The organism is Solwaraspora sp. WMMA2056, assembly GCF_030345095.1.
In the GTDB taxonomy this organism is placed as follows: Bacteria; Actinomycetota; Actinomycetes; order Mycobacteriales; family Micromonosporaceae; genus Micromonospora_E.
The window spans coordinates 4,359,045-4,378,592 of sequence record NZ_CP128360.1 but is presented as its reverse complement, the minus strand read 5'-3'; the positions used below and the strand labels follow the sequence as shown (position 1 = coordinate 4,378,592).

Here is a 19,548-nt window from a genome sequence, read left to right as displayed (position 1 = left end):
AGGTCAGTACGGCGTGTTACTGTATCGATCCAGAAGCTGGATCGATACAGAAGGGGTGGCCGGACATGACCGAACGACCCACCCTGCAGACCGTCGCCACGTACGTCGGCGTGTCCCGCAGCACCGTCTCCAACGCGTACGCCCGACCCGACCAGCTCTCCCCTGCGCTACGCGACCGGATCCTCGACGCCGCCCGCCAGCTCGGCTACCCCGGCCCGAATCCGACCGCCCGGTCGCTGCGTCGCGGCCGCGCCGGCGCCATCGGCGTGCTGTTCACCAGCAACCTCAGTTACGCAGTGACCGACCCGTTCGCGCTGCGGTTCCTCCGCGGCATGGCCGCCGCCACCGAGCAACGCGACACCAGTCTGCTGCTGATCCCACTGCCCGCCGACCGGGACGTCGCGGTACGCGCCCTGGACAACGCCGCCGTCGACGGCTTCTGCGTCTACTGCGGATCCGACACCCACTGGGCGCTGGCCGCGATCCGCGCCCGAGGGCTACCGATCGTCGCCACCAGCCCACTCGACGGCGCCGGACCGGCCGAACACCACGTCGGAATCGACGAGGCCGCCGCCACCACCCGGCTCGGCGAGCACCTCGCCGGCCACGGACACCGGCGGATCGGCGTCGTCGCCGACGGCGTTCACCCCACCGCGCGACCCACCGCACCGGTCGACCTCGCCGGGCCGCAGCAGGCGCACTACGCCTCGACCCGGGGTCGGCTCACCGGCATCCGGGACGCGTTCACCGCCGCCGGGGTGCCCTGGTCACACCTGGCGGTCGTGGCCGCCGCCGGCAACGACCGCCGCGACGGACAGCACGCCGCCACGCTGCTGCTCGACCGGCCACAACCGCCCACCGCGATCGTCGCCCTCACCGACGTGCTCGCCCTCGGTGTGCTCGACGCCCTCGCCGCACGCGGTCTGCGGGCCGGGGTCGACGTCTCGGTCACCGGATTCGACGACATCGACCAGGCCGCCGCAGCCGGACTGACCACCATCCGGCAACCCGCCGAGGACAAGGGGCGGATCGCCGCCGAACTGCTGCTCGACCCGCCGGCCGACGGCCGCCGCCGGCAGGTCGTGCTGCCCACCGAAATGATCGCCCGGCCGAGTACCGGCCCCGCACCGAGGAGTTGACCATGGAGATGCCCGCCGGCTACAGCACCGCCCTGTCCGCCATGGCCCACCATGTGAACTCGGCCCGCCCCGACGCCCCGGTGCGGCCCGACCCGCCGCGCCGCTCCCCCGCCGAGGTGACCACCCGGCTACGGGCGGGTGCCGCCGCCGGGCTGCACGCCATCGCGAACCGCCTCGAACCGCGCCGAGCCCCGGTGGACACCTGCGTCACCGGTTGACCACCCGGTCGGTGGCCGGCCGGGCGCCGACGGAGTGCGGTTTCACCCCGGGAGCCGACCAATTACGCAGGCCGTCCAGGAAGACCGTGGAGCGCGACAGCACGTCGGCGGCGAGGCGGTCGTCGTCGGACAACGGCTCGCCGAAACGCTCCCCCAGCGCTTCGGCGAGCCGGCAGTGCAGCTGCCCCAGCAGCCGGCCGACCTCGTCGTCGGTGTCGGTCGGGCCGGTATCGGGCAGCCGTCGGCTCAGATACCGGCGGGCGATCGTGTCCTGGGTGCGCAGGAGGGCGTACGCCAACTCCTCGGCGCGCTGACCCAGCCCCTGCCACGGTCCGCGTCGTGCCGCCAGCAACGCGGCGACCGTCGCCTCGGTCAAATGCTCCAGGGCGGGTTCGATGTCGTAGTCCGGCCGGCGCGGCCGGTAGGTCAACGCCACCAGCGGATAGCGGCGGACCGTGTCGTCGAGCGCCCGTAGGCTCTCCGCCCACGCCGCGCACCGCTGCCGGGTCGCCTCGATCCCCTCCTCGGTCAGGCTGCGCGCGATCAACCCGGCGCCGTCGGTGCCCCGCACCTGGTCGTGTACGGCGAGCGCGAAGCCGTTGCGCACCGTCAGTCCGGTGATCAGCTCGATCAGGTAGGTCGCCAACGCCGCGAACAGGGCGAAGCCGAGCGCGCCGACGGCGACCGCGAGCAGCTTCTGAGCCGGGGTGTCCGGGGTGAGGTCACCGTAGCCGAGCACGGTCAGGGTGCCGGCGGCGAAGTACAGGGCGTCCACGAAGCCGGCCGGCCCGTAGCCGACCACCCGGTGGTAGCCGTCGAGGTAGGGCCAGACCAGCAGTGCGACGCCGAACACCAGCGGCCCGATCCAGGCCAGGAAGGTGCCGGTGACCAGCAGCGGGCCGGCCCACACCAACGGCGTACGGCGAGGGGTGTCACCGCGCCCGCCGACCAGCGACGACACCCGCCACACCAGCCGGCGGACCGCGCCGGCCAGCGGACCCTCGGCGTCCGGGTGCAGGATCGTCAACCACACGTCCACCAGCACGACGGTGATCAGGACGGTGCCGGTGAGGACGCTGAGCCAGGTCATGCTGCCCGGCATACCCGGTCGGCGAGCGGTTCAGACCCGGCTGTGACACCGGCGCGACGGAGGATCGGTCAGGCGCGGGAGACCGACTGGACCACCTCGAACTCCAGCAGGCTCGCGCCGGTCGCCACCGGGGGCCGGGGCTTGTCGCCGTCACCGCCGGCGTGCGCCTGCCGGGCCGGCCCGCTCGCCCACGCCTGGTACGCCTCTTCACTCTCCCACCGGGTGTAGACGAAGTACCGTCCCTCGCCGGCGACCGGGCGCAGCAACTCGAAGCCGAGGAAACCCGGGGAGTTCTCCACCGCACCCAGGCGGGCGGCGAACCGCCGCTCCAACTCCTCGCCGGCCCCGGCCGGCACCTCGATCGCGTTGATCTTCACGACTGCCATGCCGGTCAGCCTATCCGCCGGCGCCGGTGACCTCGATCCCGTCGCGGGATGCGCGGGATGCGCGGCCTTCGCCGGTGCGCCGTCGCCCGGCCGGGCACCGATCGGCGCGATGTGGTGGGTGGGGAGTTCGGCGTGACGTGGTACGGCGGGCAGGTCATCGCAGATCAGCCTGAGTGATCCGTTGCCAGGCAAGCACGACCGTCGCGACGAGTTCCACCACCGACAACGCGAGCAGCGGACCGTGGAGCGGCCGGTCGGCCCAGTAGATGGCCAGGGTGACAAGGGCGGGGAGGTTGAAAGTCGCCAGGTCGACGGCGAGCTGAAGGAGCTTTCGCGTCGTTCTGCCACGCCCCGTACGATGTTCGGCCTCCCAGGCGAACACCGGGGTGGCGTCCGGCCGCAACGATTCCAGCCTCGGTGCCAGATGAGACCTGACGTACCTGCCCAACGACGAGATCTTCTCGTCGTTGGCCAGGTGCGTCCAGCCCAGCAGCGTCGCGGCGAACGGTACGACGAGCAGCAGATGGGCCTGGCCCTTGACGGTCAGCGCCGCCGCCGCTATGGCGGCGTAAGCGGCGAGGGTCACGTAGATCAGGTTGTCCCGGAGGCCGATTCTCGCGCGCTGCTCGGCCTTGAGTTGCTCGTACTCGATCAGGAACAGGTCATTCGCCGGTTCGACGGACATTCGGTCCTCCTCGCGGGAGTCGGGTCCAACTTCGGTCGCACACCGATCCGCATGATCAGGTGTGCAGCTCGGCGCGCGTACGCAGGATCGGCAGCTGAATGAGCTGCGCAGGTCCGGGTCGGTAGAGTGCTGCCGGCCGGCCACCGTTGCGGAGGACCTTTTCACCAGTTGCCTCGACGAAGTCCGGCACGTTGAGAATCTTCCGTTGGAAGTTGCGGGGATCGAGCTTGCGTCCCCAGACGATCTCGTAAACCCGGCGCAGCTCGGAGATGGTGAAGTCCGGCCCGCAGAACGACGTGGCGACGGTGGTGTATTCGAGCTTGCTCCGGGCCCGCTCGACAGCGTCGGCCAGGATCGTGCCGTGGTCGAAGGCGAGGGTGTCCGCCGTGGCGAGGACCTCGTCCACCGGGTACCAGCCGGCCTTGCGCGCGTCGCCACCCGCCGCAGGTGACTGCGGACTCGGCACCAGAGCGAGATAGCAAACTGTCACCACCCGCTGACGGGGGTCCCGGTTGGGGCTGCCATAGGTCGCCAGCTGCTCCAGGTGCACTGTGGCGGGGTCCAGTCCGGTCTCCTCGGCGAGCTCTCTGCTGGCCGCGAGAGTCAGGTCCTCCTCCGTCGTGGACAGGAAGCCGCCGGGCAGCGCGAGGAGACCGACGTCCGGTTGGACGCCGCGCTCCACCAGAAGGACCACGAAGCGTTCCTCAAGGACAGTGAAGATCGCCAGGTCGACCGTCACGGCGACCAACGGGATGGTCCAGTCCTCAGCTTTATCCACAGCAGACATCTCCTTTTGGTCACCTTGACCATAGCACCTCGCGCAACCTACGCTGACACTCTGCAATGGTCACTCTGACGGTAAGTGGTCCAGCCCTGCCGAACCGGGCGGAACCAGTCCCACCTCGGCGCGCGGATCGACGTCATCAGCACACGACCCGACCAAGGACTCACGGACGAGGGCAGGTGAGGAACAGATGATCGTCGTCCTGGTGGCGCTCGAAGTGGAGCGTCAAGAGGTACGGAAGCGGCTGCGGAACCTCAAGACCGAACTCCATCCGGCCGGCACCCACTTCGAGGTGGGCACCGTCGGTGACGCGCCCGGACGATCCGCGCGGATCGCGCTGGCGCTCGCGGACCGGGGCAACCCGGCCGCCAGCCTGATCGCCGAACGGGCCATCAACCACTACAAGCCCGCTGCCGTCCTGTTCGTCGGGGTGGCGGGCGGCCTGCGCGACTGGCTCGCACTCGGCGACGTCGTGGTCGCCACCAAGGTGTACGGCTACCACGCTGGACGCAGCGAGGAGACGGGATTCCGCAGCTACCCCCAGGCCTGGCCCATCCCGCACGAGATCGACCAGGCCGCTCGACACCTCGCCAACGAAGGCCGGTGGAACACCGATCAGCAACACCGCGCCCGGGTCCACTTCGAACCCATCGCCGCCGGCGAGGTGGTGGTGAACGGCCAAGACGTGCCCGAGGCCGATCTTCTGCACCGGCACTACGCCGACGCGGTCGCGGTCGACATGGAGAGCGCGGGGGTAGCTCACGCCGGTCACGTGAACCGGGCGGTACCGACCGCGACCATTCGCGGCATCAGCGACCATGCAAGCGGCAAGGACCGAACGGACGCCGAAGGATGGCAACCAGTCGCGGCCGCGCACGCCGCGATGTTCGCTTTGACACTCGCCGCGAGATTGGACCCAGGTGATCGTGCGGCGGACGATCCGCCAGTCGCTTCAACCGCCGACGGTGGAGATCGACGAAACGTCGCGCGCACCACAGGGCGGAACTCTCCGGTCGTCGGGCAGGGCGGGACCATCCAAGGTGGCGTGACCTTCAGCTACGGAGCGGAGGAGTCGTGAGCGAGAACCATGCCAGCACCTCCGGCCCCAACTCCCCCATCGTCGGACAGAACGGCACCATCCTCGGTGACGTCAAGATCTACTACGCCGCCGAGGATGCGACACCCGAGAAGAAGTACGAGGTCGCGGTACGGCGGCTCGAAGGCGGAATGGCGCGGTTCGCCGAGGAGCTGCTGACCGAGGTGGTCAAGTCACCACTCGGCGAGCGTCCGGATGTTCTCTACCACTATCTCGTGGCCTCGCTCAGCGATCGGCTCCTCAGCGAGCTCAACGACCGGCACCGACAGGCGCTCGACACCTCCAGTCGGGTGATCACCCGCCCCGGAGCCGACGTCGACCCGGCCGACGTCGACAAACTACGCAACCTCCTGCTGCTGGTCTTCCTCGCCGACCAGCCGGAGGACGAACTCACGAACGACAACCTGACCGCCATGGCAACGGCGTACATGGCTCTACCACCGAAGCATCGGCGCCTCCTGGATGTGTTGCTGGCGGAGCCGATCAAGGATGCCGTCTTCGACCTGCACATCGAGACGACCAGGAACCGCCGAGTCGATGCGATCCCGGACCGCGAGCAGCGGGCATGGAGGTTCTTCGAACCGGATCCCGCCCCGCCTGCGGACCTGCGTCGCCCGCTGCCGAGGCTGTCGTGGTTCTCGCGGGTCCGTCTCCTCGCCGGCACGCTGGCGGTGCTGGCCGGCCTGGGCCACCTCGCGCGCACGATCGACACCAGTGGCGATCGTGACGTGCTGCTGGCGTTCCTCGGCTGTGCGGTCGCCGGCCTTCTGCTCGGTGTCGCCGCTGGGTGGCGACGCCACCGCGATGCGATGCTGCTGCGCTACTTCCGGCGACGCGCCGCACCGCCGTCGGAAGCGGTGTCCGCCGAAAGGCGGGAACAGGTACAGCAGATGGTCGACGAGATCTTCGGCGACGTCGCGCAGGATCCCGACCCGATCTGGGACCTGGTGACCGCCGACCTCCAGCGCAGCCTCGCCTGGAAGATCCTCGCAAAGGTCGACGCGATCCTCGCAAAGGTCGACGCGATCCTCGGCGGCGACCCGCCGACTCCCGACCCGATCTGGGACCTGGTGACCGCCGACCTCCGGCGCAGCCTCGCCTGGGAGATTCTCGCAGAGTACGACGAAGAAGACGTCAGGCTCGGACGGGTACGGTGGCTCATCCGATGGCATGCTCGGCGGACCCTCGAACTCTGGCGGAACTACCGGCTACGCGGGTACGAGAGGCGGTATCGCCGGCGCCCCTTCCTGAAGACGTCAGGACGAATCGGGATCCTCCTGCTCACCTGCGCCGGGATCGGGTTGATCATTGGATTCCTTCCGATCGAGTCCGCGTCCTCGCTGCTCCCGGCGGTGGTAGCCGCCGGCGGTCTCGCGACGCTCTGGCGTCCGGTCGTCATACGGTTGGCCGAGCGGTCGACTCACCGGGTGGTGACGCGGTGGCTGACAACTCGTCTCGCTAGCGAGCGCAAGGAGTGGGACCGCTGGTGCGCGGTGCTTGCGGACCGGCCGACCGACGAGGAGATGGCCTCCTGGCTGGCCGACGACATCGACACGTTCACCGCGGACATCATGGAAGATCATGATCTGAGGCCACACACGGTGATTCACGCTGTCGAGATGGCGACGAAAGGGGACGGGGCGCGGCGCGCTCGGACCCTGTACGGTCCCATCCGCTACGACCGATACCTACTGACGATCTTCCTGTTGACCCGCACTGGACTGCGACAGTTCCAGACGCTCCTCGACTTCACCACCGGGGATTTCCATGACGAATCTGAGCACGCCATGCCCTACGGGGCGGCGGTGGACATCAAGCTCACCAAGGTCAGTATCAAGACGACGGCGCCGCAAGTGGAGCCACACCCGGGTCACGAGAGCCAGGCCGGTACCGGTCACGCCGGACTCCTGACCGAGGTCGCGCTGCCGTCCACGCGCTCCGCGTCCTACATCCTCTACTGGAAGTTCGAAATCCACCTGCGCTCCGGAAGTCGGATAGAAATCGAGCTGGACAGCTTCGACGACCTGCAGGACGGGTCGGAGCCGAAACACATGGCCTCCCAGCGCGCGCTCGAGACCACCGGGGTCAAGCTCGCCGCGCACATTCTCACCTCCGTGGTCGTCGACGGCACCGAGTGGATCGCCAGACAGCGACTGCGTCGGAGGAAGCGGGTGTTCGGCACTGACGATGTGCCCTCCCCCTGGCCGCTGCCGCTCGACCGCGGAAACGAGGCGCCGGAGCTGCCGGCAGCGTCCGCTCAGGATCAGTCCGTGGTGGATACGCCCGCGCCGTGGCGGGAAGCGCCCGATGAGCAGGATCCACCAACCGCAGCGTGACTGACAGGGCTTGCCGGTCGACCGTGCAGCGGTCGACCGGCAAAGCGCTCATCAGCCCTGCTTGGCCCAGTCGCCCAGCGACCAGTCCCGCACCTCGGGCATGTCCTCCAGGTGCTCCACCACGTACGCCTCGTGCTCGGCGAGCTTCGCCTCGCACCAGGCCTTCAGGTCGGCGGCACCGCGCGGCAGCCGCCGGGCGTTGTTGATCGCGTCCATCACCAGGTGGTAACGCGACGCCCGGTTGCGCACCGTCATGTCGAACGGGGTGGTCGTGGTGCCCTGCTCGATGAAGCCGCGGACCCGGAACCGGTCAGCGTCCGGGCGGCCGTGCACCAGCTGGTGGATCGCGCCCGGGTAGCCGTGGAAGGCGAACACCACGTCGACCGAGTCGGTGAACAGCTCGGTGAACATCGTTTCGCTCATCCCGTGCGGGTGGTCCTTCGGCCGGGGCAGCGTCATCAGGTTGACGACGTTGACCACCCGTACCTTCAGGCCGGGCAGGCGTTCGCGCAGGATCTGCGCGGCGGCCACCGTCTCCATGGTGACCACGTCACCGGCGCAGGCGAGCACGATGTCGGGATCGGACGCGCCGTCGTCGGTGCCGGCCCACGACCAGATGTCGGCGCCCTTGGCGCAGTGCTCGATCGCCTGGTCCATCGTCAGCCACTGCAGCTGCGGCTGCTTGTCGATGACGATCAGGTTGACGTACGACTTCGACCGCAGGCAGTGGTCGGCGACCGACAGCAGGCAGTTGGCGTCCGGCGGCAGGTAGACCCGCGACACGGTGCCCCGCTGGTTGAGCACCACCTGGATCAGGCCGGGCCCCTGGTGGGAGAAGCCGTTGTGGTCGTTACGCCAGGCGGTCGAGGTCAGCAGGATGTTCAGGCTCGGCACCTTCGCCCGCCACGGCAGGTGCGCCGCCTCCTGCAGCCACTTGCCGTGCTGCACCGTCTGCGACGCGCTGACCATGGCGAACGCCTCGTAGGTGGCGAACATGCCGTACCGGCCGGTCAGGTTGTAGCCCTCCAGCCAGCCGTGGCAGTTGTGCTCGGAGAGCACCTCCATGACCCGACCGTTGCGGCTGATCGCGGTGTCCTCCGGGTAGACCTGCTCCATGAAGCCCCGGTCGGAGACCTCGAAGACCGCGCCGAGCCGGTTGCTGTTGGTCTCGTCCGGGCAGAACAGCCGGAACCGGTCCGGGTTGCGGGTGTAGATGTCGCGCATCAGCTCGCCGAGTTTGCGGGTCGACTCGGCGCGTAGCTGCGCCGGCTGCGGCACGTCGACGGCGTACCCACGGAAGTCGGGCATGTCCAGGTCGCGGGTCAGCAGGCCGCCGTTGGCGTGCGGGCTGGCGCTCATCCGCAGGTCGCCGTCGGGGTTGACGCCGGTGACCACCGGCGTCGGCGCGCCGTCGGCGTCGAACAGCTCCTCCGGCCGGTACGAACGCAGCCACGTCTCCAGGATCGCCAGGTGGTCGGCGTTGTCGCGGACACCGGACAGCGGCACCTGGTGGGAGCGCCAGGTGCCGGTGACCGTGATGCCGTCGACCTGTTCCGGGCCGGTCCAGCCCTTCGGCGACCGCAGGATGATCAGCGGCCAGCGGGGGCGGGAGCCGTCCCAGTCGCCGGAACGGGCCGCCGACTGGATCGCCCGGATCTTGCCCCAGGCGTCAGCGAGGGCGGCTGCGAACCGGAAGTGCATCCCGGGCAGGTCGTCACCTTCGACCTCGATGACCTCGTACCCGTGGCCTTCCAGCAGCGAACGGACCTCGCCGCGCTCCTTGCGGGCCAGCACCGTCGGACCGGCGATCTTCGCGCCGTTGAGGTGCAGAATCGGCAGTACGGCGCCGTCGTGGGCGGGGTTGATGAACGACACGCCCTTCCAGGAGCCCTCCAGCGGCCCGGTCTCGGCCTCGCCGTCACCGACCACGGCGATCGCCAGCAGGTCGGGGTTGTCCATCACCGCACCGAAGGCGTGCACCAGCACGTAGCCGAGCTCGCCGCCCTCGTGGATCGAACCGGGCGTGGTCACGGAGACGTGGCTGGGGATGCCGCCCGGGCTGGAGAACTGCCGGAACAGCCGCAGCATGCCGGGCTCGTCCAGGGTGACGTCCGGGTAGATCTCGGAGTACGTGCCCTCGAGGTAGCCGGCGGCGACCAGCGCCGGGCCGCCGTGACCGGGGCCGGTGAGGTAGATCGTCTGCTGCCCGGTGTGCCGGATCAGCCGGGACACGTGGGCGTAGATCAGCGACAGGCCGGGGCTGGTGCCCCAGTGGCCCAGCAACCGCGGCTTGATGTGGTCGGCCGTCAGCGGCTCACGCAGCAGCGGGTTGCCGCGCAGGTAGATCTGCCCCACGGTTAGGTAGTTGTTGGCCCGCCACCACGCGTCCAGCTGCGCCAGCTCGACGTCGTCGGGCGCGGCGAGGACCCGCAGCAGTTCCTCGTCCGGTACGGCGTGCGTGCGCGGTTCGGTCAGGGCAGTCACGAGTGGATTCCTCCCTCGTCGGGTAACACCGTCGGATTCGATCGTAGTGGCGCGGAGCGTGATCTTTCGCGGCTCCAGTACCTGAAGAGTTGGGGAACTGCGCCCCTTGACAGGTGGTCGCCGTCGGTCCCTAGACAGCTGGTCGCGGTCGGCTCCGCCGGCACGGCCCGCAGTTCACGATATTGATCATCATTGTCCGGGTATTTCCCTGATGCTGGTCCGCGCTGACCCGGTGGACCATCGAAGGGTCCGCATGAGCGGGCACGGGGGCGACCCCGACTCGGCGTACAGATCGGGGGATGGACATGCGGCGGAGAGCACGGCGGGTGAGCGGGTTCGCACGGATCGCGGCGGTCGCTGTCGTCGCGGCCCTGGCGAGCGCCTGCGCGGGTACGGGCGGCACCGCCGACCGGGAACCGGCCGGGGCCGCGACGGCGGGCCAGGAGCAGGCACCCGACCATCGGCACTCCGGAGTCGCCGTACCGTCCCCGGCGCCGTTGCGCGACGGCGAACGGTTCGTCGAACTCGCCATGCCGCAGGCCTACACCCCGGCCGCCCCCGGCGGCGTCGGCACCGACGAGTACCGCTGCTTCCTCATCGACCCGCGGCTGACCGGAGACGTCGCGCTGACCGGCAGCCAGTTCCTGCCCGACAATCTCGACATCGTCCACCACGCGATCTTCTTCCGGGTGTCACCGGCAGAGGTCGGCTCGGCCCGCGCGGCGGACGACCGGTCGCCCGGAGCCGGCTGGACCTGCTTCGGCGACGCCGGCATCGGCGGCAACCCCGCCTGGGTCGCCTCCTGGGCGCCCGGCACCGACGAGACGTTGTTCGACGCCGACCTGGGCTACCTGATGCCGGCCGGCAGCCAGCTGGTCATGCAGATCCACTACAACCTGCTCGCCAGCGACGGACAGCCGCAGGCAGCGGACCAGTCGGGGATCCGGATGCGCATCGTCGACGACGTCGACGGCATCCGGCCGCTGGAGACGGAGCTGCTGCCGGCACCGGTAGAGCTGCCGTGCGCGCCGGGCGAGTCCGGCGCACTGTGCGACCGGGCCGCTGCGCTGGCGGACGTGAAGCGGCGGTTCGGACCCGAGGTCGGCGGGTTCGCCGAGCAGCTGGTCACGTGGTGCAACGCCGGCCAGGCACCGAGGGCGGGTGACACCGGCAGCTGCGACCATCAGGTACGTCATCCTGGCACGGTGTACGGCCTCGGCGGACACATGCACCTGCTGGGGCGGTCGATCACCGTCGAGCTGAACCCGGGCACCGACCGGGCCCGGACGCTGCTCGGCGTACCGAACTACGACTTCGACCACCAGGCGATCGTTCCGCTGGAGGAGCCGGTGACGGTCTCCCCCGGCGACACCTACCGGGTGACCTGCACCCACGACGCCACGCTGCGGGCCCGGCTGCCGCAACTGCGCGACCAGCCCGCCCGGTACGTGCTCTGGGGTGATGGGACCAGCGACGAGATGTGCCTCGGTCTGGTCATCTGGTCACCGGCCTGACAGGTGACGAATGCCGCACCCGGGGTGACCGGTGCGCGGTTATGCATGATCGAATCCGCTCGTGTACAGTCATGCCCCGTGCGGCCCTCTGCCGCCGGCCGATGGTGCTGACACCACAGCCGGAGCGGTAGAGTGGTGCGGACAGGTCCGGGTGGCGGAATGGCAGACGCGCTAGCTTGAGGTGCTAGTGCCCGTATAGGGCGTGGGGGTTCAAGTCCCCCCTCGGACACAAACTAGTACATGATCCATCAGGGTTGGCCTCCGCTTCGATGATGCGGAGGCCTGGTTTGTATGTGAGCTTGAGTCCGAGCTGCTGGTAGACCTGGGCCTTGTCGACGGGGTCGGCGGTGCGCAGGACGTTGGCGATGCCGGAGAGCGCCTCGACCACGGTCTGGATCTCGGCGTGTAGGGGCTCAATTCTCCGTACCTGCGGTGGCCTGCGGCTTCTTGAGGATCTACGCGGCTCGCTCGTACATGTCCATCGTGAAGTAGTCACCGACCCGGAGCGGCCGCGTCGACGTGCTCACCTCGGTCACTCCGACCAGCCCGTCCGACCCGTCGAACTCCCGGTGCCGTTCGGGGTCGGACACCAGCGTGTAGAGCTGCGCTGCCGGGGCGTCGATACGGCGTTCCACGGACTCGACCCAGCGGCTCACGCGGCCACCCTACCCTAGTAGATCTTGTCAGCTCGACGCAGTGTGACGACCATGGTCGATCATCGTTCAACCGTCAACTGGGGGCAAGTGTTGGATCTGGCTCAAACTCCGTGATCAAGGCTGACCGAGGTAACCGGCCGTCCAGTGCGGTGTCGCCGCTCGCGCGTTGGGCTGACCCGGCGGTACTGCTGCCGCGCCTGGCCGGCGTCGTGGTGGAACGGATCGAGCGCAGCACCGGCGGGTCGAGTGTCTAAGCGAGGTCCCGGGCACGCCGCGCGTCATGCGTGCGCCGCGGTGCCGGTTCGACCCGGGTCCACGGCCGGTACGACCGTCACCAGCCGCAGCAGCGGGTACGCCACCATCCTGGTCGACGTCGACACCGGCCGCCCGATCGACGTCCTACCCGACCGGCGGGCCGCGACCCTGGCCGCATGGCTGGCCGACCAACGCCAGGTACCGGTGGTGTGCCGGGACCGAGCCGGCGCCTGCTCGGAGTCGGTGGTGTCAGCCCTGCGTGGCGTGGGAGTCGTGCTCCCAGTCGGTCCAGGTCTGCAGGCGCTGCGCGTACAGGTGTTTGACCAGGCCCACCGGCTGGCTGCCGAACAGGACGCGCAACGGCGGGTTCTCCGCGTCGACGATCTGCAGCAGGGCCGGGCCCGCCGCAGCCGGATCGCCGTACTGCGCGCCGCTCACCCGGGACGCCATGGCGTCCTGTATGGGCTGGTACGCCGGGTGCGGCTCGACACGCACGGCCGAGGAACCGGCCCGCACCGCCGAGGTACGGCTGCCCGGCGGGACCGTGCAGACCGTACGCGCCGGCGTCTGGCGGTTCGTGGAGCGGCTCAGGGCAGCAGGATGACGTGCAGGGTGCGGGGGCCGTGTACGCCCTCGACCCGGTTGAGTTCGATGTCGCTGGTCGCGGAGGGTCCACTGATCCAGGTCAGCGGGCGGTGCGGGGTGAGTCGGGCGAGTGCCTGCGGCACCCCGGCCACCACCTGAGCAGCGCGGACGACGCAGATGTGCAGGTCCGGTAGGAGACTGAGCACGCGGCGTCCCTGGTCCGGCGTACCGTCGAGCACGACGGTGCCGGTGTCCGCGATGGCGACGGCGACGGCGGTGACGACGCCGTCGGCCGCGGCGATGGCGTCGTTGTCGAGGGCGTCGTCGCGCAGGGCCGTCACCGTCGGAGGCAGCCAGGCCGGCGGCAGCCCCGGTGGTACGACGATGGTCGCACGGGTAGGCAGGATTGCGGCGATGGTGTCGGCGACCGCCGTCTCGGGCACCTGGTGCACGCGGGCCCGGTAGTCGGTCAACCGTTCCACCAACCGGTGGAGGTCGGGCGTGCCCGCAGGCGGGTAGTCGCGCGGCACCTGCACCCGGGTCGGTTCGGTGGCGGCGAGGGCGGCGCGCAGCCGGCCGAGGATGACCTCTCGTCCGCTCACCGCTTGGCCCACCATTGCCGGAACGTCTGCGCGGGCGGGTCGGGCAGGTCACGGCTGGCGGCCCAGCCGGACAGCGGCGGCGGCAGGCCCCGGCCCCGCCGGCCGGCCGGCCGGCTGAGCCGCGTCGCGCGCTGTGCCGCCGCGTACAGGGCGGGGTGGTCCATGGTGTACGCGGCGGCGGCCATCGCGGCCGACTCCGCGCGCGGGTGCGGCGCCTGATCACGCAGATGCACCAGCAGCTCCGGAATGTTGATCTTCACGGGGCAGGCGTCGTAGCAGGCCCCGCAGAGCGAGGAGGCGTACGGCAGGGAGGCGTTGTCGGCCACCCCGGTCAGCTGCGGGGACAGCACGGCACCGATCGGGCCCGGGTAGACCGACCCGTAGGCGTGCCCGCCGGTGCGCTCGTAGACCGGGCAGACGTTCAGGCAGGCCGAGCAGCGGATGCAGTGCAGCGCCTGCCGGCCGACCTCGTCGGCGAGCACGGCGCTGCGGCCGTTGTCGAGGAGCACCAGATGGAACGCCTGTGGCCCGTCGCCCGGGGTGACTCCGGTCCACATCGAGGTGTACGGGTTCATCCGCTCCCCGGTCGAGGCCCGGGGCAGCAGTTGCAGGAACACCTCAAGGTCGCGCCAGGTCGGCACCACCTTCTCCACACCCATCACGGTGATCAGCGTCTGCGGCAGGGTCAGACACATCCGCCCGTTGCCCTCGGACTCCACCACCGCCAGGGTGCCGGTCTCCGCCACGGCGAAGTTCGCCCCGGACACCGCCACCGGCGTGGACAGGAAGGTCTGCCGCAGAAACCGACGAGCCGCCGCCGCCAGCGCCGCCGGCTCGTCGGTCAACGCCGGATCCACCCCCGGCATCGCCCGCAGGAAGATCTCCCGGATCTCGGTCCGGTTACGGTGAATCGCCGGCACCAGAATGTGGCTCGGCCGGTCCTCACCCAGCTGCACGATCAGCTCGGCCAGGTCCGTCTCCACCGGCGCGATCCCGGCTGCTTCGAGGGCGTCGTTCAGACCGATCTCCTGCGTCACCATCGACTTGACCTTGATCACCCGATCGCTGCCGGTGGCCCGGATCAGGTCGGTGATGATCCGATTGGCGTCGTTGGCGTCGGCGGCCCAGTGCACCACTGCCCCGGCCGCCGTCACCTTCGCCTCCAACTGCTCCAGCAGCTGCGGCAGTCGAGCCATGACGTCGGTCTTGATCGCCGACCCGGCCGCCCGCAACGCCTCCCAGTCCGGCACCTCGGCGATCACCGCACCCGACTTCGCCCGGATCGTCGCCGTAGCGTGCCCAAGATTGCGACGCAGCTGCGCATCGGCCAGAGCCCGCCGCGCGGCAGCCGGGAAGGTCTCTTCCCCGCGTAGCTGCCCAACGCCCTTCGGGGCGGTCGCCGGCATGCCGAGGAACGTGCGCGTCATGACCCCACCCCCGGCCCGCCCCGCTCGTCGGAGGCACCGCCCTGCTCGGTCGAGGCCAGGATCTCCGCAAGATGCACCGTCCGCACCCCCGTACGCAGCCGCGACAGTCCACCGCCGATATGCATCAGGCACGAGGAGTCCCCGGCCGCACAGACCTCCGCACCGGTCGCCAGCACATGACGCATCTTGTCCGCCAACATCGCCGTCGACGTGTCCGCGTTCTTCACCGCGAACGTCCCCCCGAACCCGCAACACTGCTCCGCCGCCGGCAACTCCACCAGGTCGAGGCCACGTACCTCGCGCAGCAGCCGCACCGGCCGATCCCCCACCCGCAGCATCCGCAGCGAGTGACAGGTCGGGTGATACGTCACCCGATGTGGGAAGAACGCGCCCACATCGGTCACCCCCAACACGTCGACCAGCAACTCGGACAGCTCGTACGTGCGCGCCGCCACCGACTCCGCCCGGGAGGCCAACCGGACGTCACCGGCCTGCCGGGCCACCATCGCGTGCTGGTGGCGCACCGACCCCACACACGATCCCGACGGCGCGACGACCACGTCGTACGGGTCGAAGACGCGCACGTGCCGGCGCACCAGCGGCACCGCCTGCGCCTGGTAGCCGGTGTTGACGTGCATCTGCCCGCAACACGTCTGTCCCGGCGGGAACACCACCTCGTGGCCCAGCCGCTCCAGCAACAGCACCGTCGCCTTCGCCGCCGCCGGGAACATGGTGTCCGCCAGGCACGTCACGAACAACGCGATCCGCACGTCAGACCTCCGCCCGCCGCTTGGCTGCCCGCGCCGCCACGGACCCGCGATCAGGCTCGTAACGCACGATCCGCTGAGTCTGCCGTATCAGCTGTCGTAGCGCAGCAAGGTCGCCGCCGACCACGCCGGCGGTCCGGGCCTGCACCAGCAGGTTGCCGATCGAGGTTGCCTCCACCGGCCCGGCCAGCACCGGCAGCTCGCAGGCGTCGGCGGTGAGCTGGCAGAGCAGGGCGTTGCGGGCGCCACCACCGACGATGTGCACGGAGTCGATGTGTCGGCCGGAGAGTTCCTGCACCTGGTGCACGGCCCGACGGTGCGCCAGCGCCAGGCTGTCGATGATGCAGCGGACGACGGCCGCCGGTGACTGCGGCACCGGCTGGTCAGCGAGCCGGCACGCCTCGATGATCCGGTTCGGCATGTCGCCCGGGGGCAGGAACGCTGGCGAGTCGATGTCGATCACGCTGCGGAAGCCCGCTTCGCCAGCGGCGGCGGCCAGCAGGTTCGGCAGATCCGGGTTCCCCCAGTTCCGCAGCGATTCCTGCAACGGCCACAGTCCCATGACATTGCGCAGGTAACGCACGGTGCCGTCGACGCCGCCCTCGTTGGTGAAGTTCGCGCGCCGGCTGGCCTCGGTGAGCACCGGCCGGTCCAGTTCGACGCCGACCAACGACCAGGTGCCGCAGGAGATGTATGCGAAGTGTTCACCGCTGGCGGGTACCGCGACCACTGCCGAGGCGGTGTCGTGGGAGCCGACCGCCACCACGTCCGGCGTACCGGGCAGATCCAGCTCCGGTAGCGTGCGCCCGGTCCGGGTGCCGGGCTTCCGCAGCGGAGGGAACAGGTGGGCGGGAATGCCGGCGTCGCCGATCAGGCCCGGTGCCCAGGCACGGGTGCGCAGGTCGTAGAGCTGGGTGGTGGAGGCGTTGGTGACCTCGGCGCCGATCAGCCCGGTGAGCCAGTAGGTGATCAGGTCCGGGATCATGAGTAGCCGGTGGGCGACGGCGAGTTGCGGTGTGGCGGCTGCGGCCACGAGCTGGTAGAGCGTGTTGAACGGCAGTTGCTGGAGCCCGGTGGTGGCGTAGAGGCGTTCGGCGCCGAGGCGTCGGGTCACCTGCTCCAGGACACCGTCGGTACGCGTGTCGCGGTAGTGCACCGGGTTGCCGAGCAGCGCGCCGGTGGAGTCGAGCAGGCCGTAGTCGACCGCCCAGGAGTCCACGCCCACGCTGGTGACCGGTCCGGCCGCCCGCAGCCCGGTCAGCACCTCGCGGAAGAGGCTCAGGATGTCCCAGTGCAGGGTCCCGCCGACGCGCACCGGCTCGTTGGCGAACCGGTGCGCCACCGTCAGCCGCAGGGCGTCGCGGCGGACCTGTCCGAGGACCACCCGGCCGCTGGAGGCGCCGAGGTCGACGGCGGCGACGCTGACCTCGCGGACGTGGACAGGTGGCGGCGCCGGACCGGACCGGACCGGACGTTGCGGGGTCATCGCAGGAAGGCCGCGGCGACGCCGGCGTCGACCGGAATGTGCAGGCCGGTGGTGTGTGACAGGTCGCCAGCGGTGAGCGCGAAGACCGCGTTGGCGATGTGTTCCGGCAGGACCTCCCGTTTGAGCAGGGTGCGCTGGGCGTAGAACTCGCCGAGTTTCTCCTCCGGCACCCCGTACACGGCGGCCCGGTCGGCACCCCAACCACCGGCGAAGATACCGGAGCCACGCACCACCCCGTCGGGGTTGACGCCGTTGACCCGGATGCCGTGCACACCCAACTCGGCGGCGAGCAGCCGGACCTGGTGGGCCTGGTCGGCCTTGGCAGCGCCGTACGCGACGTTGTTCGGGCCGGCGAAGACCGCGTTCTTGCTGGCGATGTAGACGATGTCGCCGCCCATGCCCTGCGCCACCAGCACCCGGGCGGTCTCCCGGGAGACCAGGAACGATCCCTTGGCCATCACGTCGTGCTGCAGCTCCCAGTCGCGGACGCTGGTGTCCAGCAGTGACTTCGACAGGGACAGCCCGGCGTTGTTGACCACCAGATCGACCCCGCCGAAGGCCAGGGCAGCGGCCCGCACGGCGGCGGCGACCTGTTCCTCGTCGGTGACGTCGAGCGGTACGGCGACGGCGACGTCCGTGCCGCCGACCTGCGCCGCGACGGTTTCGGCGGCGGCGAGGTCCCGGTCGCTGACCACGACGCAGGCGCCCTCGGCGGCGAGCCGGTGAGCGATCGCCCGGCCGATACCCGAGCCGGCGCCGGTGACCAGTGCGATCCGGGTTGCCAAGGGCTTCGGCTTCGGCATCCGCTGGAGTTTGGCCTCCTCCAGCGCCCAGTACTCGATGCGGAACTTCTCCGCCTCGTCGATCGGGGCGTACGTCGACACCGCCTCGGCGCCCCGCATGACGTTGATCGCGTTGACGTAGAACTCGCCAGCGACCCGGGCAGTCTGTTTGTTGGCACCGAAGCTGAACATGCCGACGCCCGGCACCAACACGACCGCCGGATCGGCACCGCGCATCGGCGGGCTGTCCGGCCCGGCGTGCCGCTCGTAGTACGCCCGGTAGTCCGCACGATAGGCGACGTGCAGTTCCTTGAGACGTGCGACCGTCTCCGCCAGCCCGGCATCCGGTGGCAGGTCGAGGACCATCGGCCGCACCTTGGTCCGCAGGAAGTGGTCCGGGCAGGAGGTGCCGAGCGCGGCCAGTTCCGGCATCCGTTCCCGGCCGACGAAGTCGAGCACGACGTCGCTGTCGGTGTAGTGGCCGACCTGGGCCCGGTCGGTCGAGGCCAGGCCACGTAGCACCGGGAAGAGTGCGGCGGCCCGGTCCCGGCGCTGCTGTTGCGGCAGGGCTGCGTGGGTCACGGCACCGAACGGCTCGGACCGGCCGTGCTCGGCGATGTACCGGGCCGCGGTCGCGATGATCTCCCGGGAGTTGGTCTCGCACTCGTCGCTGGTCGAGCCCCAGGCGGTGATCCCGTGCCCACCCAGGATGACCCCGATGGCCTGCGGGTTGGTCCGATACACGTCGGCGATGTCGACGCCGAGCTGGAAGCCGGGCCGCCGCCACGGTACCCAGAGCACCCGGTCGCCGAAGATCTTCGCGGTCAGCGCCGGCCCGTCGGCCGCGGTCGCGATCGCGATTGCCGAGTCCGGGTGCAGATGGTCGACGTGCGGGGCGTCGACCAGTCCGTGCATGGCGGTGTCGATGGACGGTGCCGCACCGCTCCGCCCGTGCAGGCAGTAGTCGAACGCGGCGACCATCTCGTCCTCGCGTTCCGCCCCCGGGTAGACGTCGACCAGCGACCGTAGCCGGTCCAGCCGGAGCACGGCCAGCCCGCCCTCGGCGAGCGTGCCGAGATCGCCGCCGGAACCCTTGACCCAGAGCAGGTCGGTGGGCTCGCCGGTCACCGGATCGGTCCCCACGCCCTTCGCGGAGGTGTTTCCCCCGGCGTAGTTGGTGTTCGCCGGGTCGGCCCCCAGCCGATTACTGCGGACCAGCAGGTCACGCACCATGGGATTCGTCATGACTTCCTTTG

Annotated in this window: 17 protein-coding genes and 1 tRNA gene; 6 read left to right on the top strand and 12 right to left on the bottom strand. The window is 70.2% G+C overall.

The annotated features are described in order from the left end of the window. The first annotated feature begins 65 nt into the window (after positions 1–65). Entirely contained in the window at positions 66–1,139 is a 1,074-nt protein-coding gene (locus tag O7608_RS19795) for a LacI family DNA-binding transcriptional regulator (RefSeq protein WP_289206020.1), read from the top strand. 2 nt (positions 1,140–1,141) lie between these two features. After that, entirely contained in the window at positions 1,142–1,357 is a 216-nt protein-coding gene (locus O7608_RS19790; protein WP_289206019.1) for a hypothetical protein, read from the top strand. On the opposite strand, the gene O7608_RS19785 is transcribed toward O7608_RS19790, so the two are convergent. From O7608_RS19785 to O7608_RS19770, 4 genes are all read right to left on the bottom strand, one after another. Then, positions 1,347–2,447, bottom strand: coding sequence for a potassium channel family protein (locus tag O7608_RS19785; RefSeq protein WP_289206018.1), 1,101 nt, complete (start codon positions 2,445–2,447; stop codon positions 1,347–1,349). The genes O7608_RS19790 and O7608_RS19785 overlap by 11 nt on opposite strands. A gap of 68 nt (positions 2,448–2,515) precedes the next feature. Continuing rightward, a complete protein-coding gene (locus O7608_RS19780; RefSeq protein WP_289206017.1) occupies positions 2,516–2,833 on the bottom strand; it encodes an antibiotic biosynthesis monooxygenase family protein in 318 nt (105 codons plus the stop codon). 154 nt (positions 2,834–2,987) lie between these two features. Beyond that, positions 2,988–3,518, bottom strand: coding sequence for a hypothetical protein (locus tag O7608_RS19775; protein WP_289206016.1), 531 nt, complete (start codon positions 3,516–3,518; stop codon positions 2,988–2,990). A gap of 55 nt (positions 3,519–3,573) precedes the next feature. Continuing rightward, positions 3,574–4,296 (bottom strand): NUDIX hydrolase, encoded by a 723-nt coding sequence (locus O7608_RS19770; RefSeq protein WP_289206015.1) that lies wholly within the window; start codon positions 4,294–4,296, stop codon positions 3,574–3,576. A gap of 196 nt (positions 4,297–4,492) precedes the next feature. Between O7608_RS19770 and O7608_RS19765 the strand changes: the two genes are divergently transcribed. Continuing rightward, positions 4,493–5,380: a 5'-methylthioadenosine/S-adenosylhomocysteine nucleosidase family protein gene (locus O7608_RS19765; protein WP_289206014.1), complete on the top strand. Its 888-nt coding sequence runs from the start codon at positions 4,493–4,495 to the stop codon at positions 5,378–5,380. Next, positions 5,377–7,734 carry a hypothetical protein gene (locus O7608_RS19760; RefSeq protein WP_289206013.1) on the top strand — a complete coding sequence of 786 codons (2,358 nt, stop codon included), beginning with the start codon at positions 5,377–5,379 and terminating at the stop codon, positions 7,732–7,734. The genes O7608_RS19765 and O7608_RS19760 overlap by 4 nt, the downstream gene beginning before the upstream one ends. A gap of 51 nt (positions 7,735–7,785) precedes the next feature. Here the strand turns inward: O7608_RS19760 and O7608_RS19755 are convergent, their stop codons facing one another. After that, positions 7,786–10,218, bottom strand: coding sequence for a phosphoketolase family protein (locus O7608_RS19755; protein WP_289206012.1), 2,433 nt, complete (start codon positions 10,216–10,218; stop codon positions 7,786–7,788). Between the two features lie 326 nt (positions 10,219–10,544). On the opposite strand from O7608_RS19755, the gene O7608_RS19750 reads away from it, so the two are divergent. After that, complete coding sequence (locus O7608_RS19750) at positions 10,545–11,732, top strand: monooxygenase (RefSeq protein WP_289206011.1); 1,188 nt, start codon at positions 10,545–10,547, stop codon at positions 11,730–11,732. Between the two features lie 145 nt (positions 11,733–11,877). Then, positions 11,878–11,961 (top strand) — tRNA-Leu (locus tag O7608_RS19745). Between the two features lie 226 nt (positions 11,962–12,187). Here the strand turns inward: O7608_RS19745 and O7608_RS19740 are convergent. From O7608_RS19740 to O7608_RS19710, 7 genes are all read right to left on the bottom strand, one after another. After that, positions 12,188–12,388: an SRPBCC family protein gene (locus tag O7608_RS19740; RefSeq protein ID WP_289206010.1), complete on the bottom strand. Its 201-nt coding sequence runs from the start codon at positions 12,386–12,388 to the stop codon at positions 12,188–12,190. Positions 12,389–12,892: 504 nt separating this feature from the next. Then, a complete protein-coding gene (locus O7608_RS19735; protein ID WP_289206009.1) occupies positions 12,893–13,138 on the bottom strand; it encodes an SDR family oxidoreductase in 246 nt (81 codons plus the stop codon). Between the two features lie 92 nt (positions 13,139–13,230). After that, the gene (locus O7608_RS19730; protein ID WP_289206008.1) at positions 13,231–13,845 is read right to left on the bottom strand and encodes a LutC/YkgG family protein; all 615 of its coding nucleotides are present in this window, start codon (positions 13,843–13,845) and stop codon (positions 13,231–13,233) included. Next, positions 13,827–15,257, bottom strand: a complete 1,431-nt coding sequence (locus O7608_RS19725) for a LutB/LldF family L-lactate oxidation iron-sulfur protein (protein WP_289206007.1) — start codon at positions 15,255–15,257, stop codon at positions 13,827–13,829. The genes O7608_RS19730 and O7608_RS19725 overlap by 19 nt, the downstream gene beginning before the upstream one ends. Then, positions 15,254–16,027 carry a (Fe-S)-binding protein gene (locus O7608_RS19720; protein ID WP_289206006.1) on the bottom strand — a complete coding sequence of 258 codons (774 nt, stop codon included), beginning with the start codon at positions 16,025–16,027 and terminating at the stop codon, positions 15,254–15,256. Before O7608_RS19720 ends, O7608_RS19725 begins: the two co-directional genes overlap by 4 nt. Before the next feature lies 1 nt (position 16,028). Further along, entirely contained in the window at positions 16,029–17,510 is a 1,482-nt protein-coding gene (locus tag O7608_RS19715) for a rhamnulokinase (protein ID WP_289206005.1), read from the bottom strand. Beyond that, positions 17,507–19,537, bottom strand: a complete 2,031-nt coding sequence (locus tag O7608_RS19710) for a bifunctional aldolase/short-chain dehydrogenase (RefSeq protein ID WP_289206004.1) — start codon at positions 19,535–19,537, stop codon at positions 17,507–17,509. Before O7608_RS19710 ends, O7608_RS19715 begins: the two co-directional genes overlap by 4 nt. Positions 19,538–19,548 lie beyond the last annotated feature (11 nt).

Bases quoted from the DNA above. Each gene is read 5' to 3' on its own strand.
- O7608_RS19785 (WP_289206018.1), bottom strand. From the start codon at position 2,447: ATGACCTGGCTCAGCGTCCTCACCGGCACCGTCCTGATCACCGTCGTG.
- O7608_RS19725 (WP_289206007.1), bottom strand. From the start codon at position 15,257: ATGACGCGCACGTTCCTCGGCATGCCGGCGACCGCCCCGAAGGGCGTT.
- O7608_RS19730 (WP_289206008.1), bottom strand. From the start codon at position 13,845: ATGGTGGGCCAAGCGGTGAGCGGACGAGAGGTCATCCTCGGCCGGCTG.
- O7608_RS19775 (WP_289206016.1), bottom strand. From the start codon at position 3,518: ATGTCCGTCGAACCGGCGAATGACCTGTTCCTGATCGAGTACGAGCAA.
- O7608_RS19795 (WP_289206020.1), top strand. From the start codon at position 66: ATGACCGAACGACCCACCCTGCAGACCGTCGCCACGTACGTCGGCGTG.
- O7608_RS19790 (WP_289206019.1), top strand. From the start codon at position 1,142: ATGGAGATGCCCGCCGGCTACAGCACCGCCCTGTCCGCCATGGCCCAC.
- O7608_RS19765 (WP_289206014.1), top strand. From the start codon at position 4,493: ATGATCGTCGTCCTGGTGGCGCTCGAAGTGGAGCGTCAAGAGGTACGG.
- O7608_RS19780 (WP_289206017.1), bottom strand. From the start codon at position 2,833: ATGGCAGTCGTGAAGATCAACGCGATCGAGGTGCCGGCCGGGGCCGGC.
- O7608_RS19710 (WP_289206004.1), bottom strand. From the start codon at position 19,537: ATGACGAATCCCATGGTGCGTGACCTGCTGGTCCGCAGTAATCGGCTG.
- O7608_RS19715 (WP_289206005.1), bottom strand. From the start codon at position 17,510: ATGACCCCGCAACGTCCGGTCCGGTCCGGTCCGGCGCCGCCACCTGTC.